This is a genomic window from Paucibacter sp. KBW04 (assembly GCF_003852425.1).
Classification (GTDB): domain Bacteria; phylum Pseudomonadota; class Gammaproteobacteria; order Burkholderiales; family Burkholderiaceae_C; genus Paucibacter_A.
In genome coordinates this window covers 34,317-54,663 of record NZ_QAJN01000015.1, presented here as the reverse complement: position 1 = coordinate 54,663, position 20,347 = coordinate 34,317, and the positions used below count along the sequence as shown (strand labels likewise).

Annotated in this window: 23 protein-coding genes; all 23 read left to right on the top strand. The window is 62.5% G+C overall.

All coding sequences use genetic code 11. From position 1 onward, the window contains the following. Positions 1 to 13 precede the first annotated feature (13 nt). A complete protein-coding gene (locus DBR47_RS18610; RefSeq protein WP_124452841.1) occupies positions 14 to 505 on the top strand; it encodes a GNAT family N-acetyltransferase in 492 nt (163 codons plus the stop codon). A 74-nt stretch (positions 506 to 579) separates the two neighbouring features. Then, the gene (locus DBR47_RS18605) at positions 580 to 1,512 is read left to right on the top strand and encodes an SMP-30/gluconolactonase/LRE family protein (RefSeq protein WP_124452839.1); all 933 of its coding nucleotides are present in this window, start codon (positions 580 to 582) and stop codon (positions 1,510 to 1,512) included. A 143-nt stretch (positions 1,513 to 1,655) separates the two neighbouring features. Then, positions 1,656 to 2,261 (top strand): ATP synthase subunit I, encoded by a 606-nt coding sequence (locus DBR47_RS18600; protein WP_124452837.1) that lies wholly within the window; start codon positions 1,656 to 1,658, stop codon positions 2,259 to 2,261. Positions 2,262 to 2,267: 6 nt separating this feature from the next. Beyond that, positions 2,268 to 3,158: a F0F1 ATP synthase subunit A gene (atpB, locus tag DBR47_RS18595; protein ID WP_124452835.1), complete on the top strand. Its 891-nt coding sequence runs from the start codon at positions 2,268 to 2,270 to the stop codon at positions 3,156 to 3,158. 104 nt (positions 3,159 to 3,262) lie between these two features. Continuing rightward, positions 3,263 to 3,508 carry a F0F1 ATP synthase subunit C gene (gene atpE, locus DBR47_RS18590; protein WP_058721792.1) on the top strand — a complete coding sequence of 82 codons (246 nt, stop codon included), beginning with the start codon at positions 3,263 to 3,265 and terminating at the stop codon, positions 3,506 to 3,508. Positions 3,509 to 3,546: 38 nt separating this feature from the next. Then, entirely contained in the window at positions 3,547 to 4,017 is a 471-nt protein-coding gene (locus DBR47_RS18585) for a F0F1 ATP synthase subunit B (protein ID WP_124452833.1), read from the top strand. 2 nt (positions 4,018 to 4,019) lie between these two features. Continuing rightward, positions 4,020 to 4,553 carry a F0F1 ATP synthase subunit delta gene (locus DBR47_RS18580; protein ID WP_124452831.1) on the top strand — a complete coding sequence of 178 codons (534 nt, stop codon included), beginning with the start codon at positions 4,020 to 4,022 and terminating at the stop codon, positions 4,551 to 4,553. A 105-nt stretch (positions 4,554 to 4,658) separates the two neighbouring features. Next, positions 4,659 to 6,212, top strand: coding sequence for a F0F1 ATP synthase subunit alpha (atpA, locus tag DBR47_RS18575; RefSeq protein ID WP_124452829.1), 1,554 nt, complete (start codon positions 4,659 to 4,661; stop codon positions 6,210 to 6,212). 62 nt (positions 6,213 to 6,274) lie between these two features. Then, entirely contained in the window at positions 6,275 to 7,147 is an 873-nt protein-coding gene (gene atpG / locus DBR47_RS18570) for a F0F1 ATP synthase subunit gamma (RefSeq protein WP_124452827.1), read from the top strand. Between the two features lie 40 nt (positions 7,148 to 7,187). After that, positions 7,188 to 8,612 carry a F0F1 ATP synthase subunit beta gene (gene atpD / locus DBR47_RS18565; RefSeq protein ID WP_197047168.1) on the top strand — a complete coding sequence of 475 codons (1,425 nt, stop codon included), beginning with the start codon at positions 7,188 to 7,190 and terminating at the stop codon, positions 8,610 to 8,612. A gap of 105 nt (positions 8,613 to 8,717) precedes the next feature. Next, positions 8,718 to 9,131, top strand: a complete 414-nt coding sequence (locus DBR47_RS18560; protein WP_124452823.1) for a F0F1 ATP synthase subunit epsilon — start codon at positions 8,718 to 8,720, stop codon at positions 9,129 to 9,131. Positions 9,132 to 9,289: 158 nt separating this feature from the next. After that, a complete protein-coding gene (locus DBR47_RS18555) occupies positions 9,290 to 10,063 on the top strand; it encodes a beta-ketoacyl synthase chain length factor (RefSeq protein WP_124452821.1) in 774 nt (257 codons plus the stop codon). Further along, positions 10,053 to 10,850 (top strand): 1-acyl-sn-glycerol-3-phosphate acyltransferase, encoded by a 798-nt coding sequence (locus DBR47_RS18550; RefSeq protein WP_124452819.1) that lies wholly within the window; start codon positions 10,053 to 10,055, stop codon positions 10,848 to 10,850. Before DBR47_RS18555 ends, DBR47_RS18550 begins: the two co-directional genes overlap by 11 nt. Next, positions 10,838 to 11,098: a phosphopantetheine-binding protein gene (locus DBR47_RS18545; RefSeq protein ID WP_124452816.1), complete on the top strand. Its 261-nt coding sequence runs from the start codon at positions 10,838 to 10,840 to the stop codon at positions 11,096 to 11,098. The genes DBR47_RS18550 and DBR47_RS18545 overlap by 13 nt, the downstream gene beginning before the upstream one ends. Positions 11,099 to 11,134: 36 nt before the next feature. Continuing rightward, positions 11,135 to 11,422 (top strand): acyl carrier protein, encoded by a 288-nt coding sequence (locus DBR47_RS18540; protein ID WP_124452814.1) that lies wholly within the window; start codon positions 11,135 to 11,137, stop codon positions 11,420 to 11,422. Then, entirely contained in the window at positions 11,423 to 11,962 is a 540-nt protein-coding gene (locus tag DBR47_RS18535) for a hypothetical protein (protein WP_124452812.1), read from the top strand. It abuts the gene before it with no gap. Positions 11,963 to 11,971: 9 nt separating this feature from the next. After that, positions 11,972 to 13,732 (top strand): AMP-binding protein, encoded by a 1,761-nt coding sequence (locus DBR47_RS18530; RefSeq protein ID WP_124452810.1) that lies wholly within the window; start codon positions 11,972 to 11,974, stop codon positions 13,730 to 13,732. Next, positions 13,729 to 14,466 carry a glycosyltransferase family 2 protein gene (locus tag DBR47_RS18525; RefSeq protein WP_124452808.1) on the top strand — a complete coding sequence of 246 codons (738 nt, stop codon included), beginning with the start codon at positions 13,729 to 13,731 and terminating at the stop codon, positions 14,464 to 14,466. The genes DBR47_RS18530 and DBR47_RS18525 overlap by 4 nt, the downstream gene beginning before the upstream one ends. Next, complete coding sequence (locus DBR47_RS18520) at positions 14,466 to 15,410, top strand: acyltransferase (RefSeq protein ID WP_231512391.1); 945 nt, start codon at positions 14,466 to 14,468, stop codon at positions 15,408 to 15,410. The genes DBR47_RS18525 and DBR47_RS18520 overlap by 1 nt, the downstream gene beginning before the upstream one ends. Beyond that, positions 15,388 to 16,941 (top strand): histidine ammonia-lyase, encoded by a 1,554-nt coding sequence (gene hutH / locus DBR47_RS18515; RefSeq protein WP_124452804.1) that lies wholly within the window; start codon positions 15,388 to 15,390, stop codon positions 16,939 to 16,941. Before DBR47_RS18520 ends, hutH begins: the two co-directional genes overlap by 23 nt. Continuing rightward, the gene (locus DBR47_RS18510; protein ID WP_124452803.1) at positions 16,934 to 17,362 is read left to right on the top strand and encodes a thioesterase family protein; all 429 of its coding nucleotides are present in this window, start codon (positions 16,934 to 16,936) and stop codon (positions 17,360 to 17,362) included. Before hutH ends, DBR47_RS18510 begins: the two co-directional genes overlap by 8 nt. Beyond that, a complete protein-coding gene (locus DBR47_RS18505; protein WP_124452800.1) occupies positions 17,359 to 17,985 on the top strand; it encodes an outer membrane lipoprotein carrier protein LolA in 627 nt (208 codons plus the stop codon). Before DBR47_RS18510 ends, DBR47_RS18505 begins: the two co-directional genes overlap by 4 nt. Further along, on the top strand, positions 17,978 to 20,344 hold the full coding sequence (locus DBR47_RS18500) for an MMPL family transporter (protein WP_124452798.1): 2,367 nt from the start codon (positions 17,978 to 17,980) through the stop codon (positions 20,342 to 20,344). Before DBR47_RS18505 ends, DBR47_RS18500 begins: the two co-directional genes overlap by 8 nt. Positions 20,345 to 20,347 lie beyond the last annotated feature (3 nt).

Below are 20,347 nucleotides of genomic sequence, written 5' to 3'. Positions count from 1 at the left end.
CGCACCCCACACCATGACTCAAGTCGAAATCACACTGCTTGCTCCCAGCTCCGATGCCGATTGGCTCGCGGTCAGGGAGATCCTGGCCGAGTACCGCAAGAGCCTGACGGTGGACTTGTGCTTCCAGGATTTCGATGAGGAGTTGCAGTCCTTGCCCGGCCAGTACGCTGAACCCTCGGGCGGCTTTTTGCTGGCGCTGGTCGATGGCGCCGTCGCGGGCTGCGGTGGCTTTCGTAATCTGCCCGAGGTCGATTACCCCAATGCCTGCGAAATGAAGCGCTTGTATGTGCGCCCGGCGTTTCGCCGCTTCGGCCTGGGGCGTGTGCTGGCCCAGGGGCTCTTGGATGCCGCCACGCAGGCGGGTTATTCCTCCATGCTGCTGGACACCTTGGACGATATGGAGGCCGCCCGCGGACTCTACGAAAGCCTGGGCTTCGAGTCGGTGCCGCCTTACTACTTCAACCCGATTGCCGGTGCGCACTATTTGAAGGCCGAGCTGAACTGAACCGCGCAAGTGAGTTTCAGGCGGTTACCAGCTTAGGATGGCCAACCTCTCCCGTCCCCAAGCCTTTGCCTGCCATGAGTTCCTCTTTCGCCGACACCTTGTTCCAGATCGAATTGGCCGGCTCCCAGCCCGCCACCCTGGGAGAGTCTCCGCTGTGGCATGAGCAGGAGCAGGCGCTTTACTACGTGGACATTGCCGCCCGCCAGGTCTTGCGCCTGCATCCGGCCAGCGGCGTGTTGCGGCATTGGCAGTTGGATAGCGAGCCGGGTTGCATCGCCTTGATCGCGGCCGAGGAGGGCGGTGGCTTGCTCGTAGCCCAGCGCAACGGCCTTTGGCGCCTCGATACCGCAAGCGGCGCACATACCCAGCTGGCAGCTGCGCCCTTTGATTCGGCTCGACAGCGCTTCAACGATGGCAAGCCCGATGCGCAGGGGCGCTTCTGGGTCGGCACCATCGATGATGTGCGTCAGCCGCACGCTGGGCTGTACCGTTATGCGGCCGGCGAGTTTGCAAGCTTGGCGGAAGGCATCGTCACCTCCAACGGCCTGGCCTGGAGCCCGGATCAAAGCCGCTTGTACTGGTCGGACACCAAGGCTCATGAGATCTATGTCTTCGCCTTTGATGCGCTGACTGGCCGTTTGGGCGAGCGTCGAGTCTTTGCCCGTTTTCCTGTACGTCCGCCCGAGCAGGCCTTGGCCGATTACGGTGGCCGGCCCGATGGCGCGGCGATGGACGTGGAAGGTTGCTACTGGGTGGCGATGTTTGAGGGGCAACGCCTGCTGCGCCTCTCGCCCGAGGGTCAGGTCTTGCGTGAGCTGCGTCTGCCGGTGGCCTGCCCGACCATGCCCAGTTTTGGTGACAGCGATCTGCGCACCCTCTACATCACCACGGCGCGGGAGAAGCGTCCCGCCGAAGAATTAGCGGCCCAACCCTGGGCGGGCTGCGTGCTCAAAGTGCGGGTGGATGTGCCCGGCTTGGCCCCGCAAAGCGTGCGCCTCAAGGGCTGAGTTGCCCCATTTTCAACAGCGGCCGCGCCCTCAATCTGTGCGCCCGCCGATGTCGCCAGGGGCCGGCGAGAGCAGGGGCTGTCCCAAAGTTGCGGGTTTCCACATATAATCTTTGGGTTTTGCCGCCGGGCGTTCCAAAAGTCATGGGTGATCTCAGAAGCAATGCGCCGCAGCCTGCCGAGCAGGAAGTGGTGGTCGGAAATGGCTCGGAAGCAAAGCAACCTCCATCCGGCGGTCGAAATGCCGCTGTAAGCCAAGGTGTGCAGAATCACACGTCCGCCCTGGCTTGGGATGATGATGAGGTTGAAGAAGATTCTTTCAAGGCCTTGACGCGCGAAGAGGCGCAAGCCTTGCGAGCCAAGCATCCGCCGCTGTCGCCGTGGCGGGTGGTCATCGCGCAAGCGGTGATGGGGGTGGTGATGGCTTTGCTGTGGTTGTTGGTGACCGGGCAGGCCAGCAAAGGGTGGTCGGCACTTGCGGGTGCGGCTGCCGTGGTTTTGCCCAATGCCATGATGGCCTGGGGCATGACCGGGCTCTCCAGAGCGGTTCCTGGCGCCGAGGTGTTGGGATTCATGTTTTGGGAGCTGATCAAAATTATGTCGAGCGTTGCAATGCTTGCAGCGATCGTGAGATGGATGCCTGATCTGAGTTGGCCGGCCTTGTTGGTGGCTTTGATCGGGTGCTTGAAAGTTAATTGGTTGGCCCTGCTTTTGCAGGGTCGGTTGAAACAAAAAACAGCGGGACGGTAACTGACAATGGCAGCCGAAGGACACGCACCGAACGCGGGCGAATATATCCAGCACCATCTGCAGCACATGCAGATGAACTTCTCTGGTGAAGCGGTCAAGCAAACCAGCATTGTTGACTTCAGCCTGTTCAATCTGGACTCACTGATTTACTCGGTGATCCTGGGCGTGCTGGGTTGCTTTATTTTGTGGCGTGCCGCCCGCAAGGCCACGTCTGGCGTGCCGGGCCGCTTCCAAGCTGCCGTGGAAATCTTGTCCGAGATGGTCGAGAACCAGGCCAAGGGCGTGATCCACAACGCTGCCAGCCGCAAGGTCATCTCGCCTCTGGCGCTGACCGTGTTTGTCTGGATCTTCCTGATGAACTTCATGGACATGCTGCCGGTGGACCTGCTCCCCAGCGCCTGGACCCATGTTTACGCTTCCATGGGCCATGATGCACACCACGCTTATATGCGTGTCGTGCCCACGGCCGACTTGTCGACCACCCTGGGTCTGTCGACCAGCGTCTTGATCATGTGCTTCTTCTACAGCATCAAGATCAAGGGCATCGGCGGCTGGACGCACGAGCTGCTGGCAGCTCCCTTCGGTGACAAGTGGTTCCTCTACCCGATCAACTTCTTGATGCAGATGATCGAGTTTGCCGCCAAGACCGTGTCTCACGGCATGCGGTTGTTCGGCAATATGTTCGCTGGCGAGCTGGTGTTCATGTTGATCGCGCTGATGGGTGGCGTCTGGGCCTGGGAGCTGAACCCCTTGTCGGGTGGCTTCTGGCTGGGCGTCGGCCATCTGGTGGCGGGCACGGTGTGGACCCTGTTCCACATCCTGATCATCACCTTGCAGGCCTTCATCTTCATGATGTTGACCTTGATCTACACCGGCCAGGCTCACGATTCGCACTAAGCAGCCGCTTGGTACGAAGGGTCTGATCGAAAGCTGATCAAATTCTTTTTTCTCTCTAGTTTTACCTTTTCCCTTTCTTTCTTAAATCCATTCAGGAGCAAATCATGGAAAACATCCTCGGTCTCGTCGCGCTGGCTTGCGGTCTCATCGTTGGTCTGGGCGCTCTGGGCGCTTCGATCGGTATCGCACTGATGGGCGGCAAGTTCCTGGAATCGTCGGCTCGCCAGCCTGAGCTGATGAACGAACTGCAAACCAAGATGTTCATCTTGGCTGGTCTGATCGACGCGGCTTTCCTGATCGGCGTTGCTATCGCGCTGCTGTTCGCCTTCGCCAAGCCCTTCGCCATCTAATTGAGCGGCCAACCTTTCACGGCTGAAAGGATAGCTCTGTGAATATCAATGCAACCCTGTTCCTGCAAGCGATCGTTTTCGCGATCCTTGTGTGGTTCACCATGCGCTACATCTGGCCTCCGATCACGAAGGCCTTGGATGAGCGTGCGCAAAAAATCGCTGATGGTTTGGCTGCGGCCGATAAGGCCAAGAGCGAGTTGGCTACCGCCAACAAGCGCGTTGACGAGCAATTGAGCCAAGCGCGCACCGAGACGACCAAGCAATTGGCCGACGCCGAAAAGCGCGGCCTGGCCATCGTCGAAGACGCGAAGAAGCGTGCAGAAGAAGAAGGCGCCAAGATCGTGGCTGCTGCCAAGGCCGAAGCCGAGCAGCAAACCGTGCGTGCCCGTGAGGCCCTGCGTGAGCAAGTGGCAGCACTGGCCGTCAAGGGTGCCGAGCAGATTCTGCAGCGTGAGGTCAATGCCAGCGTGCATGCCGAATTGCTGGGCCGTCTGAAGACGGAGCTGTAATCATGGCTGAGCTCGCAACCATTGCCCGCCCGTACGCTGAAGCGCTTTTCCAAGTCGCCCAGAAGCATGATGTGCAAGCCTGGGGTCGTCAGCTCGACGTGCTGGCTCAGGTGGCGCAAGACGCCGACCTGCGCCAGTTCGCTGACAGCCCTAAGTCCACGCCCGAGCAGGTGTTGGCCGTCTTGACGGCCGCTGCCAAGCAAGACCTCAGCACGGAGTTGCAGAACTTTGTGCAGACGGTGATTGCCAATGGCCGCCTTACCGCGCTGCCGGCTGTGGTCGAACAGTTCCATGTTCTGGCCAATGCCGCAGCGGGCGTGGCTGATGCGCACATCTTCAGTGCCTACGCCATTGAGCCAGCTCAGCTGGCCGAGGTGCTGGCATCGCTGGAGAAGCGTTTCGGTCGCAAGCTCTTGCCCCAAGTCACGCTGGAGCCGTCGCTGATCGGCGGTATCCGTGTGGTGGTTGGCGATGAGGTGCTGGACACCTCGGTCAAGCACCGCCTGGAACGCATGAAAGTGGCGCTCACCGCCTGATCGTCGGCAACGACGAAAAGCAACACGCGCGACGACGACACCTAACCGTTCATCCCTGTGCCCGGCGCTGGAAACAGCACGTGAGTCCAGGTGGGAGCCATAGCAATGAATTTGAATCCTGCTGAAATTTCCGAACTGATCAAGAGCCGCATTGAGGGTCTTGGCGCTTCGACCGACGTCCGTAACCAGGGCACGGTCGTGTCCGTTTCCGATGGCATCTGCCGCATCCATGGTCTGTCCGACGTGATGCAAGGCGAAATGCTGGAGTTCCCCGCCGGCGCCGACGGCCAGCCGACCTACGGCCTGGCTCTGAACCTGGAGCGTGACTCCGTGGGTTCGGTGATTCTGGGTGCCTACGAGCACATCTCCGAAGGCGACACCGTGAAGTGCACGGGCCGCATTCTGGAAGTGCCGGTCGGCCCTGAACTGGTTGGCCGTGTGGTCAACGCCCTGGGTCACCCCATCGACGGCAAGGGCCCGATCAACGCCAAGATGACGGACGTGATCGAGAAGGTCGCTCCCGGCGTGATCGCCCGTAAGTCTGTGGACCAGCCGATGCAAACCGGCCTGAAGTCCATCGACTCCATGGTGCCCGTCGGCCGTGGCCAGCGCGAGCTGATCATTGGCGACCGCCAGACTGGTAAGACGGCCGTCGCCATCGACGCCATCATCAGCCAGAAGGGTCAGAACATGACCTGCATCTACGTTGCGATCGGCCAGAAGGCTTCGTCGATCAAGAACGTGGTGCGTGCTCTGGAAGCCAACGGCGCGATGGAATACACCATCGTCGTGGCGGCCTCGGCCTCTGAATCTGCTGCCATGCAGTACGTCTCGGCCTACTCGGGCTGCACGATGGGCGAGTACTTCCGCGACCGCGGTCAAGACGCGCTGATCGTTTATGACGATCTGTCCAAGCAAGCCGTGGCTTACCGTCAGGTCTCGCTGCTGCTGCGTCGTCCTCCGGGCCGTGAAGCCTATCCTGGCGACGTGTTCTATCTGCACAGCCGTCTGCTTGAGCGTGCCGCTCGTGTGAACGCCGACTACGTCGAAGCTTTCACCAAGGGCGAAGTGAAGGGCAAGACCGGTTCGCTGACCGCTCTGCCTATCATTGAGACGCAAGCCGGTGACGTGTCCGCCTTCGTTCCGACCAACGTGATTTCGATTACCGACGGTCAGATCTTCCTGGAAACCAGCCTGTTCAACGCCGGTATCCGTCCCGCCATTAACGCCGGTATCTCGGTGTCGCGCGTGGGTGGTGCTGCTCAGACCAAGCTGATCAAGTCCCTGTCCGGCGGTATCCGTACCGACTTGGCCCAGTACCGTGAACTGGCTGCCTTCGCGCAGTTCGCTTCCGATCTGGACGAGTCCACCCGCAAGCAGCTGGACCGTGGTGCCCGCGTGACCGAGCTGCTCAAGCAAGCTCAGTACTCGCCGCTGCCGATCAGCCTGATGGGCGCGACGCTGTACGCGGTGAACAAGGGCTTTATGGACAGCCTGGACGTGAAGAAGGTTTTGGCTTTCGAGCATGGCCTGCACCAGTTCCTGAAAACCAGCCACGCCGCTCTGCTGGCCAAGCTGGAAGCCGACAAGGCCATGGACAAGGATGCTGAAGCCGAGCTGAACGCTGCGATCACCACGTTCAAGAAGTCTTTCGCTTAATGCCCATGACGGGGCGGAACAAGCACCAAGCGCTGCGCCGCCCCATCTGAACAGGAGAAATCATGGCATCAAGCAAGGAAATTCGCGGCAAGATCAAGTCGGTCGAGAACACCAAAAAGATCACCAAGGCCATGGAAATGGTCGCTGCCTCCAAGATGCGCAAGGCGCAGGAGCGCATGCGTGCGGCCCGTCCCTACAGCGAGAAGATCGGCAATATCGCCGCCAATCTCGCCCAGGCCAATCCCGAGTACCAGCACGCCTTCCTCGTCAAGAACGAAGGCGCCAAGGCAGTCGGTTTTGTGGTGGTGACGACCGACAAGGGTCTGTGCGGTGGTTTGAATACCAATCTCTTGCGCGCTGCGACGACCAAGTTGAAAGACTTGGAAGCTGCGGGTCAAAAGGCTGAGGTCGTTGCCATCGGCAACAAGGGCTTGGGCTTTATGAACCGCGTGGGCGCCAAGGTGGTGGCTCATGTCACCCAGATGGGTGATCAGCCGCATATCGAGAAGATCATCGGCCCGGTCAAGGTGCTGCTGGACGCGTATGCCGAAGGCAAGCTGTCCGCCGTCTACCTCTGCTACACCCGTTTCATCAACACGATGAAGCAGGAACCCGTGGTTCAGCAGCTCTTGCCGCTGAGCACCGAAGGCATGAAGACCGCTGGCGGCGAGCACTCGTGGGATTACATCTATGAGCCCGATGCTCAGACCGTGATCGACGAGCTGCTGCTGCGCTACACCGAGGCCTTGGTTTACCAGGCCGTGGCAGAGAACATGGCGTCCGAGCAATCGGCACGCATGGTGGCGATGAAGGCCGCAACCGACAACGCCGGCACCTTGATTGGTGAGCTGAAGCTGGTCTACAACAAGACCCGTCAAGCCGCCATTACCAAGGAACTGTCTGAAATCGTCAGCGGCGCAGCAGCCGTAGGCTGATGCTGCACGTCATACGCAACGAATACTGATTGTTTAAGGAATCGATATGTCGAACACTCAAACCAACGCCGTTGGCAAGATCGTTCAGTGCATTGGCGCGGTGGTGGACGTGGAGTTCCCCCGCAACCAGATGCCGAAGGTCTATGACGCGCTGAAGATGCAAGGCTCTACGCTGACGCTGGAAGTCCAGCAGCAGCTGGGCGACGGCGTGGTGCGTACCATTGCCCTGGGCTCGTCTGACGGCCTGCGCCGCGGCACCGAAGTCTTCAACACCGGTGAAAACATCCAGGTCCCGGTCGGCAAGGCCACCCTGGGTCGCATCATGGACGTGCTGGGCTCGCCCATCGACGAACGTGGTCCCGTGGCACAGACGCAAATCGCGTCCATCCACCGTCAAGCTCCCGCTTACGACGAACTGAGCCCCTCGCAAGAGCTGCTGGAAACCGGCATCAAGGTGATCGACCTGATCTGCCCGTTCGCCAAGGGCGGCAAGGTGGGTCTGTTCGGTGGCGCCGGTGTGGGCAAGACCGTGAACATGATGGAACTCATCAACAACATCGCCAAGGCCCACAGCGGTCTGTCGGTGTTTGCTGGTGTGGGCGAGCGTACCCGTGAGGGCAACGACTTCTATCACGAAATGGCCGATTCGGGCGTCGTGAACCTCGAGAAGCTCGAAGACTCCAAGGTCGCCATGGTTTACGGTCAGATGAATGAGCCTCCGGGCAACCGTCTGCGCGTGGCCCTGACCGGTCTGACCATTGCCGAGTCCTTCCGTGATGAAGGCAAGGACGTGCTGTTCTTCGTGGACAACATCTACCGCTACACCCTGGCCGGTACCGAAGTGTCCGCTCTGCTGGGCCGTATGCCTTCCGCCGTGGGCTACCAGCCTACGCTGGCCGAGGAAATGGGCCGTCTGCAAGAGCGTATTACCTCGACCAAGGTCGGTTCGATCACCTCCATCCAGGCCGTTTACGTCCCTGCGGATGACTTGACCGACCCCTCGCCTGCCACGACCTTCGCCCACTTGGACTCCACCGTCGTGTTGTCGCGTGACATCGCTTCGCTGGGTATCTACCCCGCCGTGGACCCGCTGGACTCGACCTCGCGTCAGCTGGACCCGAACGTGGTCGGCGAAGAGCACTACTTGACCGCCCGTGGTGTTCAGCAAGTGCTGCAGCGCTACAAGGAACTGCGCGACATCATCGCGATTCTGGGTATGGACGAGCTGTCTCCTGAAGACAAGCTGGCCGTGAGCCGCGCTCGTAAGATCCAGCGTTTCCTGTCGCAGCCTTTCCACGTGGCCGAAGTCTTCACCGGCTCGCCCGGCAAGTACGTGCCCCTGAAGGAAACCATCCGCGGCTTCAAGATGATTGTTGCCGGCGAGTGCGACCACTTGCCCGAGCAGGCCTTCTACATGGTTGGCACCATCGACGAGGCGTTTGAGAAGGCCAAGAAGCTGTCCTAAGGTCTTGAGGGACGGAGCTGACGGAGGCCCTAACCTCCAAGGGCTCTGTCCTCTTTGACTAGACAAGCTGTCTGAACCTTTTTGTCACGCTAAAGGAAGATTGATATGGCAACTATCCATGTGGATGTGGTTTCCGCCGAAGAGCAAATCTTCTCCGGCGAGGCCAAGTTTGTTGCACTGCCGGGCGAAAGCGGCGAGCTGGGCATCTTGCCCAAGCACACGCCCTTCATCACCCGCATCAAGCCGGGTGCTGTGCGCATCGAGAAGGCTGATGGCGGCGAAGAGTTTGTCTTCGTGGCTGGTGGCATTCTGGAAGTGCAACCCGGCACGGTGACCGTGCTGGCCGACACCGCCATCCGCGGCAAGGACCTGGACGAAGCCAAGGCCAATGAAGCCAAGAAGCTGGCCGAAGAAGCGATGAAGAACGCCAAGTCCGACATCGACTTCGCCGCCGCACAAAGCGAGTTCGCCGTCATGGCTGCTCAGATCGCGGCATTGCAGAAGTTCCGCAAGCGCTGAGGCTGCGCACAAGTCCCGGAAGGGGCTTGTGGCTGCTGAAGGCCCCAGTTTCGATACAAATGCTGGGCTGATCAAATCGGCCCCGGCCTTCAGCCCCATGAAACCGCCGCGAATCATCGCGGCGGTTTTGTTTCAACGAGTGAACAACGCTCATCACGATGAGTGCAAAATTTTGCGTCGACGCATGGGCCGCCTGGGCCCCTGGTTTGCCGAGCCAAGAGGCTTGGTTGAACTGGTTCGCCCAGCCGTCCCAGCAAGCCTTTCCTGATCAGGAAGGGCAGGCCTCGACGCCTGCGCTCAGCGAAATGCCCGCCATGATGCGGCGACGCATGGAGGCTTTGGCTCGCATCGCCCTGCAGACGGCTTACCAGGCTCAGGCCAGTGATGCCAGCGGCAAGGGGCCGGTGGTGTTTGCTTCCCGCTGGGGTGAGTTGAGCCGTTCGGTGGACTTGCTGGAGGCGCTGGTTGCCGAGCAAGGGCTCTCGCCCACTTCATTCAGCCTGTCGGTTCACAACGCCATTGGCGCGCTGTACTCGATCGCGCGCGGTGACCACGGCAACTATCTCGCCGTCAGCGGCGGTGAGTTCTCTGCCGAGGCGGCTTTTGTTGAGGCACAGGCGCTCTTGGCCGACGGTGCCGAGAAAGTGCTGGTGGTGTTCTTTGAAGCGCCTCTGCCTGAGTTTTTGGCATTGCATGAGCCTCAATCCGCCGGCTTCCCTCCCTACGCCTGGGCTTGCCAATTGAGCGCAAGCCAGGCTCATGGCTTGAGCTTGGCGCCCCAGCCGCTCGCGCCAGTTTCGGCCCCCACTTCGATGGCCTCCAGCCCCTTGCCTGCGGGGCTGGAAGTCTTGCGCTTCATCCTTGGGCGGGACGCGCAGTTGCGCCGAGATGCGCCTCATGCCAGTTGGCTCTGGACCCGCCATGGCAGCTAAGCTGCCCTCCTGGTTTGAGCGCGCTTGGCGGGTACCCGCCACGGCCTTCGCCTTCGCCGCATTCGGCCTGGGCGGCTTGCTGCTGCGCCTGATCTTTTTCCCGGCGCTGAACCTATTGCAAAGAGACCACGCGAAACGCGTGCTCTGGGCTCGCCGTGCGATTCAAACCAGCTTTGCCAGCTTCGTCTTGTTGATGCGTGGCCTGGGCCTGATCCGCGTGGAGGTTCGCGGGCGGGAGCGCCTGGCACGCCAAGGCCTGCTGGTGCTGGCCAATCACCCGACCCTGATCGACGTGGTGATCCTGATTTCTCTGCTGCGCAATGCCGACTGTGTGGTGCGTGGCGGCCTGGCCAACAACCCCTTCACCCGAGGGCCGGTGCGCGCGGCTGGCTATATCTGCAATAGCGAAGATGGCGCGGCACTGCTGCAATCCTGTATGGACAGCATGCTGGCGGGCGGTAACCTCGTCATTTTTCCTGAGGGCACGCGCAGCCGACCGGGCGAGCCCTTGAAGCTGCAGCGCGGTGCGGCACAGATCGCCCTTCGGGCTGAGCGCGCCATCACGCCTGTGCGCATCAGCTGCGAGCCCTTGGGCCTGAGCAAGGGTGTGGCCTGGTGGCGTGCGGCCGACCGGCCGCTGCACTTTGTTTTTACTGTGGATGAGGACTTGGCGGCCGCGCCGTTTTTAGAGTCAGCTGCCGGTGAACCGGGGCTGGCGGCGCGCCGCCTGACCGCATACTTGACCGAATACTTTTCAAAAGAATGGCCTGGGACATGCAAGAACTAGAGTTGGAAATCAAACAACTGCTGATCGCTTCTTTGAATCTGGAGGATCTCAGCCCCGAGCAGATCGATGCTGAGCAAGCCTTGTTTGTGGATGGCTTGGGGCTGGACTCTATCGACGCCCTGGAATTGGGTTTGGCCCTGCAAAAGAAGTACGGCGTCAGCATGTCGGCGGACTCCAAGGAAGCGCGCCAGCACTTTGCCAGCATTCGCGCGCTGGCTCAGTTCGTGAGCGCCAATCGCAGCAAGTGAGCGAAAAGCCTTCCGTTGCCGGGCAAGGAGTAAACCATGACAAACGAAGAAATTTTCGAACGCCTGCGGGCCATTCTGATCGAGACCTTTGACATCGAGGCCGAGCGCATTCATCCGCAAGCACGGCTGTATGAAGACCTGGACATCGACAGCATTGATGCGGTCGACCTGATCGTCAAGCTCAAGCCCTTGGTGGGCAAGCGCCTGCAGCCCGAGGCCTTCAAGGCCGTGCGCACGCTTCAGGACGTGATCAACGCCTTGCAGGGCCTGATCCAGGCCGATGCAGGGGAGGGAAGCCCCCAGGCAGCCAGCGCCCAGGGCTGAATGCGCGCGGCTCTTGTTGCCGTCCTGACTGCGGCCTACCCCTTGCTCGTCTATCTGGGCCTGGGGCGATTTGAGCCGCGCTGGATGGCCTTGTTGCTGGCGGCCCTGTCCGTCGCGCGGGCCCTGGGCAGCCGTGACCGCTTTTGGTGGTGGGCGGCGGCAGCGGCGCTGCTGCTGGCCTTGCTGAGCATGGTCGCCAATACGGCCCTGCCTTTGAAGCTCTACCCGGTGCTGGTCAACAGTCTTTTGCTGCTGGTGTTTGCAGCCAGCCTGTTTCACCCGCCCACAGCGGTCGAGCGCTTGGCGCGTCTGCGTGAGCCGAACTTGGACGCGCGAGGCGTGCGCTACACCGCCCGCGTGACCCAAGTCTGGTGCGGGTTCTTCGCCCTCAACGGCAGCATCGCCTTGGCCACCTGCTTGTGGGCGAGCGATGCGCAATGGGCGCTTTACAACGGTCTGATTGCCTATGTTTTGATGGGCTTGTTGATGGGCGCCGAGTGGCTGGTGCGCCAGTCGGTTCGTAAAGCAGCGGGTTCCTGAAATTTCTGTATGACGCAAGCATTCCAGATAGGCACATTGCGCAGCCTGCTCAGCCAAGGCCGCCCAGCCGCAAGCCTGCTTGCCAAGCGTGGTGGCCAGGCCATCTCATTCGCTGAATTCGAAGCGCAGGCCGCCGCTTGGCGCAGCGCCGCCGAAGCGCTGGCCGGGTCGCGTGTGGCCTTGTTTATCGAGGATAGCTTTGACTTCGCCGCCGCCTTGTTTGGCCTCTGGCATGCGGGCAAGCAGGTGGTCTTGCCGGCCGATGTCTTGCCCTTGACGCTCGCACGCTTGGCTCACACGGTGGATGCCTTCGCAGGCGAGTTCCCTGCTCAGCCCGCTGTGCCGCGCTTGCAGATTCAGGCCGGCAGCTCGGCCCCAGTCAAGCCCTGGGCCGAGCTGGACGAACAGGCCCAGCTGCTGCAGATCTTCACCTCGGGCTCTACGGCTGAGCCCTGCGCCATCCCCAAGCGCTTGGGCCAGCTCTTTGACGAGGTCTTGGGCTTGGAGCAGGCTTTTGGCCAGGCTTTGCTGAGCTGCGAGGTCTGGGCCACCGTGTCGCACCAGCATATTTACGGCCTGCTGTTCCGCGTGCTCTGGCCGCTGGCCAGTGGCCGGGTGTTCCAGGCTCAGCGCCTCGCCTTTGTTGAGTCTCTGGCCGAGGCCTTGCAGGCCGGCTCGGCCGCAGCCGGCCCTGTCTTGATCGCCAGCCCGGCCCACCTCAAGCGCCTGCCTGCGGTAGATTTGCGCGGCCTGCGTCGAGTCTTTTCTTCCGGCGGGCCTCTGCCCGAGACGGCCTTGCCCGAGTGCCAGCAGGTGTTTGGCCAAGCGCCGGTCGAGGTTTACGGCAGCAGCGAAACCGGCGGTGTAGCCTGGCGCCAGCGCGACACCCAAGACTTAAGGCAAGGCTTGGCATGGAATGCCTTGCCCGGTGTGTCCTGGCGACTGCAGCGCGATGCAGAGTCGGGTGAAGAGCTGTTGGAGATTTCCTCCCCGCATCTGCCCGATAGCGCCTGGACCCTGACCCAGGACAAGGCGGCGCCTGCCGCAAACGATGCCGAGCAGTTCGTCCTACTCGGGCGTGCGGATCGCATCTTGAAGATCGAGGAAAAGCGTGTTTCCTTGCGCGCGCTGGAAGCTCAGCTGATGGCCAGCGGCTGGATTCAGGAGCTGCGGGTTTTGAGCCTGCCGGGGCCACGCCAGCAATTGGCCGTGATCGCCCAACTCAATGAGGCGGGCTGGGCCGTGCACGACAGCGCAGGTCGCAAGGCCTTGGCGGAACGTTTGCGGGCCACGCTCTTGCAAGGCCTGGAGGCCGTGGTGGCGCCGCGTCGCTGGCGCTTCGTCAGTGCCTTGCCGCTCAACACCCAGGGCAAGGCCACCCAGGCCCAGTTGTTGGCGCTGTTTGACCCACGTCGACCCGCCTCGGTGCGAACCTTGAAAGCCCAAGCCGATGAGGTGGAACTGGGCTTGATGGTCGATGCCAGCCTGCCGCAGTTCGACGGCCATTTCCCTGGCGCCCCCGTGCTGCCCGGCGTGGCGCAGCTGGAATGGGCCATACGCTTTGGCCGCGAGTTCTTTTCCATGCCCGCGCAGTTTCAGGCGCTGGAGGTCTTGAAGTTCCAGCAAGTCATCTCGCCCGGCATGAGCGTACGCCTGAGCCTGGCCTACAAGGCCGAAACCAGTACCGGAGGCGGACGCCTCAGCTTCAAGTTTGAGTCCAGCAAGGGCGTGCATGCCAGCGGCCGCGTCGTGTTTGGGGCGAGCGCATGAAGCTGGGCGCGGTCGTCCCTGTGTACAACCATGGCGAAGCCGTCGGCGCCGTGTTGCGTGATTTGCGCAGCCATGGCCTGGAGGTTTTGTTGGTGGACGACGGCAGCGAGTCGGGCTGTGCCGCCGTGCTGGACCAGCTCCACGCTGCCGAGCCCGATGCCGTGCATCTGCTGCGCCTGGCGCAGAACCAAGGCAAGGGCGGCGCCATGATGGCTGGCCTGTGCCAAGCCCAGGTGCTGGGCTGGACCCATGCCTTGCAGATCGATGCCGATGGCCAGCACGACGCGCGCGATGTGCCCCGGTTCATCGCCCTGGCCCAGCAACACCCCGAGCATTTTGTGTGCGGCTGCCCCATCTATGACGAGTCGGTGCCCAAGGCGCGGCTTTACGGGCGCTATGCCACCCATATCTGGGTCTGGATCAACACTTTGTCGCTTGCCTTGCGCGATTCCATGTGCGGCTTTCGCGTCTATCCGCTAGCGCCCACCGTGGCCCTGATCAAGGAGGTGCGCATCGGCCGCCGCATGGACTTTGACGTGGAGATTGCCGTGCGCCTGATCTGGCGCGGCGTGCCGGTGCTCAATCAGCCCACCCGGGTCAGCTATCCCAGCGACGGGGTTTCTCACTTCCGAGCCCTGCACGACAACGTCTTGATCTCCTGGATGCACACGCGCCTGTTCTTCGGCATGTTGCTGCGCCTGCCCCTGCTGCTATGGCGGCGACTGAGCGCCTGATGAACCGGTCCCGGCATTGGGCCCAGATGGGCGAGCACAGCTTTGTGGCGGGCATCTGGATTTTGTACTGGGTGCATCGCTTGGCTGGCCGGCGCTTCTTTCGTGGCTGCATGGCCCCCGTGCTCTTGCTGCACTGGGCCTTGCGGCCCCAATTGCGCGCCGTGTCCATGCAATATCTGCAACGCCTGCAGGCGCACACGGGCGTCTTCGCCAAGCCGCCGGGCGCCTGGCAAAGCCTGCGCCATGTGGGTTTGTTTGCCGAGACCATGCTGGACAAGCTCCTGGCCATGGCCGGCAAATATCCGGCCGAGCAGGTGCAGAGCTTTGGCCACGAGGCCTTGCGCGAGGCGGCGCGGCGCGGGCAGGGTGGCATTCTGATCACCGCCCATATGGGCTGCCTGGAGCTGTGCCGCGCCCTGGCGGCCGAGCTGCCGGACTTCCGCCTCAATGTGCTGGTGCACACCGCCCATGCGCAAGACTTCAACCGCGTTTTGCAGCGCCTCAACCCGGGTGGCCAGGTGCAATTGATCGAGGTCAGCGAGGTCGATGCCGCCATGGCCATGCTGCTGTCCGACAAGGTCTCGGCCGGTGAGTTCGTCGCCATCGCCGGTGACCGTGTGCCGGTGCGCCAGAGCAAGACGGTGGAGGTGGACTTTCTCGGCCATGCCGCTCACTTCCCTGTCGGACCCTATGTCTTGGCCAGCCTGCTGAAGTGCCCGCTGTACTCGCTGTCTTGCCTGCATGAGGGCCAAGGCTATGCCCTGCGTTTCGAGCTGCTCAGCGAGCAGGTGATACTGCCGCGCGGTCGTCGCGACGAGGCCCTGAAACAATACGCCGCGCAGTACGCGGACCTGCTGGCCTTGGCCTTGCAACGTTCTCCCTATGACTGGTTCAATTTCTTCCCTTTCTGGGACCAAGGCCATGAGCTCCCTGTCCAATCCTGAATCCAAGCGCCGCGTGATCTTTGACGGTCAGCGCCTCTGCCTCGAAGACATCGCTGCGATCGCGCAGGGCCAGGCCGAGGCTTGCCTGAGCGAAGCGCCCGAGTTCCGGGCAAGCATCCAGGCCGGGGCCGATTTTGTGGCCCGCCTGCTGGCCGAAGAAGGCGTGATCTACGGCGTCACCACCGGCTATGGCGACTCCTGCACCGTCACCGTGCCGCCCGCCCTGGTGGCCGAGTTGCCCCATCACCTCTACACCTATCACGGCTGCGGCGCTGGGCAGTTCCTCGATGCTGTGCAGACCCGCGCCGTGCTGGCCACCCGCCTGGCCTCGCTATGCCAAGGCATGTCGGGCGTCAGCGTGGATTTGCTCATGCAGCTGGAAGGCCTGCTGCGCCATGACATCCTGCCCCTGATTCCTTCCGAGGGCTCGGTGGGCGCCAGCGGTGACCTCACGCCCTTGTCTTACGTCGCCGCCGTGCTTTGCGGTGAGCGTGAAGTCTTGTTCCGTGGCGAGCGCATGCCTGCGGCCAGCGCCCTGGCCGCCGTCGGCATGCAGGCCCTGCGCCTGCGGCCCAAGGAAGGCCTGGCCATCATGAATGGCACGGCGGTGATGACGGCCCTGGCCTGCCTGGCCTGGCAGCGCGCCGACTACCTGGCCCGCCTGGCCACCCGTCTGACCGCCATCAATGTGGTGGCCAGCGCCGGCAATGCCCATCATTTCGATGAAGCGCTGTTCGCCGTCAAACCCCATGCCGGCCAGCAACTCTGCGCCGCCCGCATCCGCGCCGATCTGGCCAGCGACCGCCCCAGCCGCAACGAGCAGCGCCTGCAAGACCGCTACTCCCTGCGTTGCGCCCCGCATGTCATCGGCGTGCTGCAAGACGCCTTGCCCTTCTTCCGCCAGCTGATCGAGAACGAGCTCAATAGCGCCAACGACAACCCCATCATCGACGCCCGCAATGAGCTGGTCCTGCATGGCGGCCATTTCTACGGCGGCCATATCGCCTTCGCCATGGACGGGCTGAAGACGGCGGTGGCCAATGTGGCCGATCTGCTCGATCGCCAGTTGGCCTTGTTGGTTGACACCCGCTTCAATCACGGCCTGCCCAGTAATTTGAGCGGCGCCACAGGCGAGCGCGCCGCCATCAACCATGGCTTGAAGGCCTTGCAGATCAGCGTCTCGGCCTGGACGGCCGAGGCCTTGAAGCAGACCATGCCGGCCTCGGTGTTCTCGCGCTCGACCGAATGCCATAACCAGGACAAGGTCAGCATGGGCACCATCGCCGCGCGTGACTGCCTGCGCGTGCTGGACCTGAGTGAGCAGGTTCTGGCCGCCCTGTTGATCGCTGCCCGTCAGGGCTTGAGCCTGCGCCAGCGCCTGCAATCCATCGAGCTCAGCCCGGCCCTGGCCGAGATGCAGGCCGCTTTGAGCGAACGAATCGCACTGGTCGAAGAAGACCGCGCCCTGGACGCCGATCTGCAGCGCCTGTTGCAAGACATCCGCGCACGCCGCTGGAGCTTGTATGAGTAAAGCGCACCCAGAGTTGAGCCTTGAGGTCGAGCTGGAGCCGACCTTCCACGATCTCGACCCGATGAATATCGTCTGGCATGGCAACTACGCCAAGTACCTGGAGATCGCGCGCTGCGCCTTGCTGGACAGGTTCAATTACGACTATCCGCAGATGCGTGATTCGGGCTATGCCTGGCCCATCGTGGACATGCGCTGCAAGTTCGTTGGCCCGGCCACTTTCAAGCAAAAGTTGCGCATACGCGCCGAGATTGTGGAGTGGGAGAACCGACTCAAGATCGAATACAAGATCTTTGACCAAGCCAGCGGCCGCATCATCCACCGCGCTCACACCACCCAAGTGGCGGTGGATTTGAAGACGCAGGAGATGCAATACATCTGCCCGCCGGTGCTGTGGCGTTGCCTGGGTGTGGAGCCGCAATGAGACGCGCATTTTTGATCATGCTGGCGACGCTGGGCCTGAGTTCTCAGGCCTTGGCGCAAACGCCCAATTCAAGCGGCAATCTGGCCTCCGAGATCCGGGCCCGCTTGGTCCAGCCCGAGGTCTTGCGCGGTGAGTTCGAGCAAAGCAAGAGCGTGCCGGGTTTTGCCAAGCCCCTGGTCTCGCGCGGGGACTTTCTGGTTTCCCGCGAGCGCGGCGTGCTCTGGCGCACCCGCGAGCCCTTTGCCTCCGAGCTGCGTCTGACGCGCAAGGAAATCCAGGCCCGCCAGGGTGGCGCGGTCAGTTTCAAGCTGGAGGCTGACAAAGAGCCCGCCGTCAAGATGATCAATGGCCTGATGTTTGCCTTGCTGGCCGGTGATGTGGCGCAGCTGGGGGAGTTGTTCAGCCTGAACGGCCAGGTGCAGGCCAAGAGCTGGCAGCTCAAGCTGACGCCCAAGCAGGCGGCCCTGGCCAGCCTCTTGAGCCGCATCGAGCTGCAAGGCGATAGCCATGTGCGCCGCATCCTCATCGACGAGGCCAATGGCGATCAAACGCAGATCCGCTTCAGCCAGCAAAGCAGTGAGCCGGCCCAATTGAGCGCGACCGAACGAGCCCGCTTTGACTGAAACCAGCTCCCCCCCACGCTGGCTGCGCTGGCTGGCCTGGCTCTGGCTGGCCTGGGCCCTGGTCGTGGCCGGTCACAACGTCTGGCTATGGACGGCCTCCGGCTTCACGCCCGATACCGATGTGCTGGCCATGTTGCCGCAGGACGAGCGCGATGTGCTGGTCAGCGAGGCCACCCGCCGCTTGGCGGATGCCGGTGCCCGCCGGGTAGTGGTGATGGTGGGGGCGAACGATCAGACGCGCGCGCAAGCGGCCGGTGACGCCATGGCCGAACGCTTGGCCAAGGCAAGCGAATTGGGCTTGCAGCTGAAGTACCGCGTGAGCGAGCAAGCCGCTGCCGATTGGCTGAACTTCTTCAGCCCGCATCGCCAACACCTGCTCAGCCAGGCGGGCCGAAAAGCCCTGCAAGAGCAAGCGCCCCAAGCCCTGGCCGAGCAGGCGGTGGCGGCTCTGTACATGCCGGTGTCGCAGCCGCGCGTGGGTTCCTGGCAGAGCGACCCACTCAATCTCTTTGGTCAATGGCTCGCCGAGCGTTCACAGCTCAGCCGGGTGCGGGTGCAAAACGGCCGCCTGATCTTGCAAGAGGGCGAGCGCAGCTGGGCCGTGCTGATGCTGGAAACACAGGGCTCGGGCTTTGCCAGCGGCAGTGGCCAGGCCTTGAAGCCGGTGCTGGCCCAAGGCCAGGCGGCCGCCCAGGCCCTGGGCGAGGATGTGCGTGTCCTGGCCATAGGCGTGCCCCTGTTCGCTGCCGCCGCGGCCGAGCAAGCCCAGCGCGAGGTGCACACGATTGGTCTGGGCTCCTTGGCAGGCATCATCGTGCTGACTCTGTTTGCCTTCAGCTCCCTGCGTCCGCGCTTGCTGGTCACCTTGTCCATTGTGGTGGGCCTGCTCTCGGCCATCTCCATCTGCTCGCTGTTGTTTGAGCGCCTGCATCTGATCACCCTGGTCTTTGGTGCCAGCCTGGTGGGCGTGGCCGAGAACTACGGCACCAATTACTTCTGTGCCCGTCTGGGCCTGGCCCCGGAACAGCGCTTCGCCATGCTGCGCCGGCAAGCCTCGGTGATGTGGCTGGCCATGCTGACCACGGCCATAGGCTATGCCTTGCTGGCGGTGACGCCTTTCCCAGGCCTGCAGCAGATTGCCCTGTTCTCGGCTCTGGGTCTGATCTGCTCCTTCGTCAGCGTCATGCTGTGGTTCCCCCTGCTGGACGGCGGGCGCTTGGACACGACGCGCTTTTCGCGCTGGCTGGGCGGGCGGCGGGCGTATTGGCCCAGTCTGGGACGCAATCGCTTCAGTGCTGGCTTGGGCCTAGGCCTCGCCCTGATCTTGCTGCTGGGTGGCTTGCGCCTGCAAAGCAATGATGACATCCGCCTGCTGCAAAACGCACCGGCCGATTTGGTGGCGCAGCAGCGCGAGCTGAGCCGCTTGATGGACCTGCCCGGCGTGGCGCAGTTCTTTCTGGTGCAGGGCGATTCGGAGGAGCAGGTTCTGCAGCGCGAAGAGGCACTCAAGCTCAAACTGGATGAACTGCAGGCTCGGGGTTTGCTAGCGGGTTACCAAGCCTTGTCGGACTGGGTTCCCTCCCAGGCCCGCCAGCAGGCCGATGCAGCCCTGCGCACGCAAGCGCTGCCGGCAGTTCTGAGCCTTGCAGCGACGCGTCTGGGTCAAGAGCTGCAGCCCGAGGCAAGACCTGACCCCATCTCCAAGCCTCTGCGTTTACATGACTTCCTGCAAGCCCCAGTGTCCGAGCCCCTGCGCCATCAATGGCTGGGTTCCATCGCCGGTGGCTATGCCAGTGCGGTGCTCTTGCGCGGGGTCGATTCGGCCGCCAAATTGCAAGCCCTGGCGGCTTTGTCCGCGCCGCAAGCGGGCGTGCGCTGGGTGGACAAGGTGGCGGAGGTCTCGGGCCTGATGGGGCGCTACCGGCATATCATGGCCGGCGTCATCGTGCTGGCCTACCTCTTGGTCTGGGCAGCACTGGCTTGGCGTTTTGGCGCCTCGGCCTGGCGCGCCTTGGCGCCCACGGCTCTGGCCTCGCTGCTCACTGTGGCCCTGTTGGCCTTGTTGAACCAGCCTTTGCAGCTCTTCCATGTGCTGCCCTTGCTGATTCTTTTGGGCCTGGGGGTGGACTACGGCATCTTCATGCTGGAGCAGCCCGAACCTCATCTGAGCGCGCCTTTTTTGTCCATCACGCTTGCGGCGGCCTGCACCTTGCTGTCTTTCGGCTTGCTGGCGCTGTCCGGCACCCCGGCCCTGCGAGCTTTTGGTCTGACCTTGCTGATTGGCGTGAGCCTGGCCTGGGTGCTGACGCCCCTGTTCATGCCCGCTGACACTGCATCACACCGTTTGAATACTGATTGAATT

What these genes read in the sequence shown, in the direction of transcription:
- DBR47_RS18610 (WP_124452841.1), top strand. Translation starts at nt 14, where the DNA reads ATGACTCAAGTCGAAATCACACTGCTTGCTCCCAGCTCCGATGCCGAT.
- DBR47_RS18605 (WP_124452839.1), top strand. Translation starts at nt 580, where the DNA reads ATGAGTTCCTCTTTCGCCGACACCTTGTTCCAGATCGAATTGGCCGGC.
- DBR47_RS18600 (WP_124452837.1), top strand. Translation starts at nt 1,656, where the DNA reads ATGGGTGATCTCAGAAGCAATGCGCCGCAGCCTGCCGAGCAGGAAGTG.
- atpB (WP_124452835.1), top strand. Translation starts at nt 2,268, where the DNA reads ATGGCAGCCGAAGGACACGCACCGAACGCGGGCGAATATATCCAGCAC.
- atpE (WP_058721792.1), top strand. Translation starts at nt 3,263, where the DNA reads ATGGAAAACATCCTCGGTCTCGTCGCGCTGGCTTGCGGTCTCATCGTT.
- DBR47_RS18580 (WP_124452831.1), top strand. Translation starts at nt 4,020, where the DNA reads ATGGCTGAGCTCGCAACCATTGCCCGCCCGTACGCTGAAGCGCTTTTC.
- atpA (WP_124452829.1), top strand. Translation starts at nt 4,659, where the DNA reads ATGAATTTGAATCCTGCTGAAATTTCCGAACTGATCAAGAGCCGCATT.
- atpG (WP_124452827.1), top strand. Translation starts at nt 6,275, where the DNA reads ATGGCATCAAGCAAGGAAATTCGCGGCAAGATCAAGTCGGTCGAGAAC.
- DBR47_RS18560 (WP_124452823.1), top strand. Translation starts at nt 8,718, where the DNA reads ATGGCAACTATCCATGTGGATGTGGTTTCCGCCGAAGAGCAAATCTTC.
- DBR47_RS18555 (WP_124452821.1), top strand. Translation starts at nt 9,290, where the DNA reads ATGAGTGCAAAATTTTGCGTCGACGCATGGGCCGCCTGGGCCCCTGGT.
- DBR47_RS18550 (WP_124452819.1), top strand. Translation starts at nt 10,053, where the DNA reads ATGGCAGCTAAGCTGCCCTCCTGGTTTGAGCGCGCTTGGCGGGTACCC.
- DBR47_RS18545 (WP_124452816.1), top strand. Translation starts at nt 10,838, where the DNA reads ATGCAAGAACTAGAGTTGGAAATCAAACAACTGCTGATCGCTTCTTTG.
- DBR47_RS18540 (WP_124452814.1), top strand. Translation starts at nt 11,135, where the DNA reads ATGACAAACGAAGAAATTTTCGAACGCCTGCGGGCCATTCTGATCGAG.
- DBR47_RS18535 (WP_124452812.1), top strand. Translation starts at nt 11,423, where the DNA reads ATGCGCGCGGCTCTTGTTGCCGTCCTGACTGCGGCCTACCCCTTGCTC.
- DBR47_RS18530 (WP_124452810.1), top strand. Translation starts at nt 11,972, where the DNA reads ATGACGCAAGCATTCCAGATAGGCACATTGCGCAGCCTGCTCAGCCAA.
- DBR47_RS18525 (WP_124452808.1), top strand. Translation starts at nt 13,729, where the DNA reads ATGAAGCTGGGCGCGGTCGTCCCTGTGTACAACCATGGCGAAGCCGTC.
- DBR47_RS18520 (WP_231512391.1), top strand. Translation starts at nt 14,466, where the DNA reads ATGAACCGGTCCCGGCATTGGGCCCAGATGGGCGAGCACAGCTTTGTG.
- hutH (WP_124452804.1), top strand. Translation starts at nt 15,388, where the DNA reads ATGAGCTCCCTGTCCAATCCTGAATCCAAGCGCCGCGTGATCTTTGAC.
- DBR47_RS18510 (WP_124452803.1), top strand. Translation starts at nt 16,934, where the DNA reads ATGAGTAAAGCGCACCCAGAGTTGAGCCTTGAGGTCGAGCTGGAGCCG.
- DBR47_RS18505 (WP_124452800.1), top strand. Translation starts at nt 17,359, where the DNA reads ATGAGACGCGCATTTTTGATCATGCTGGCGACGCTGGGCCTGAGTTCT.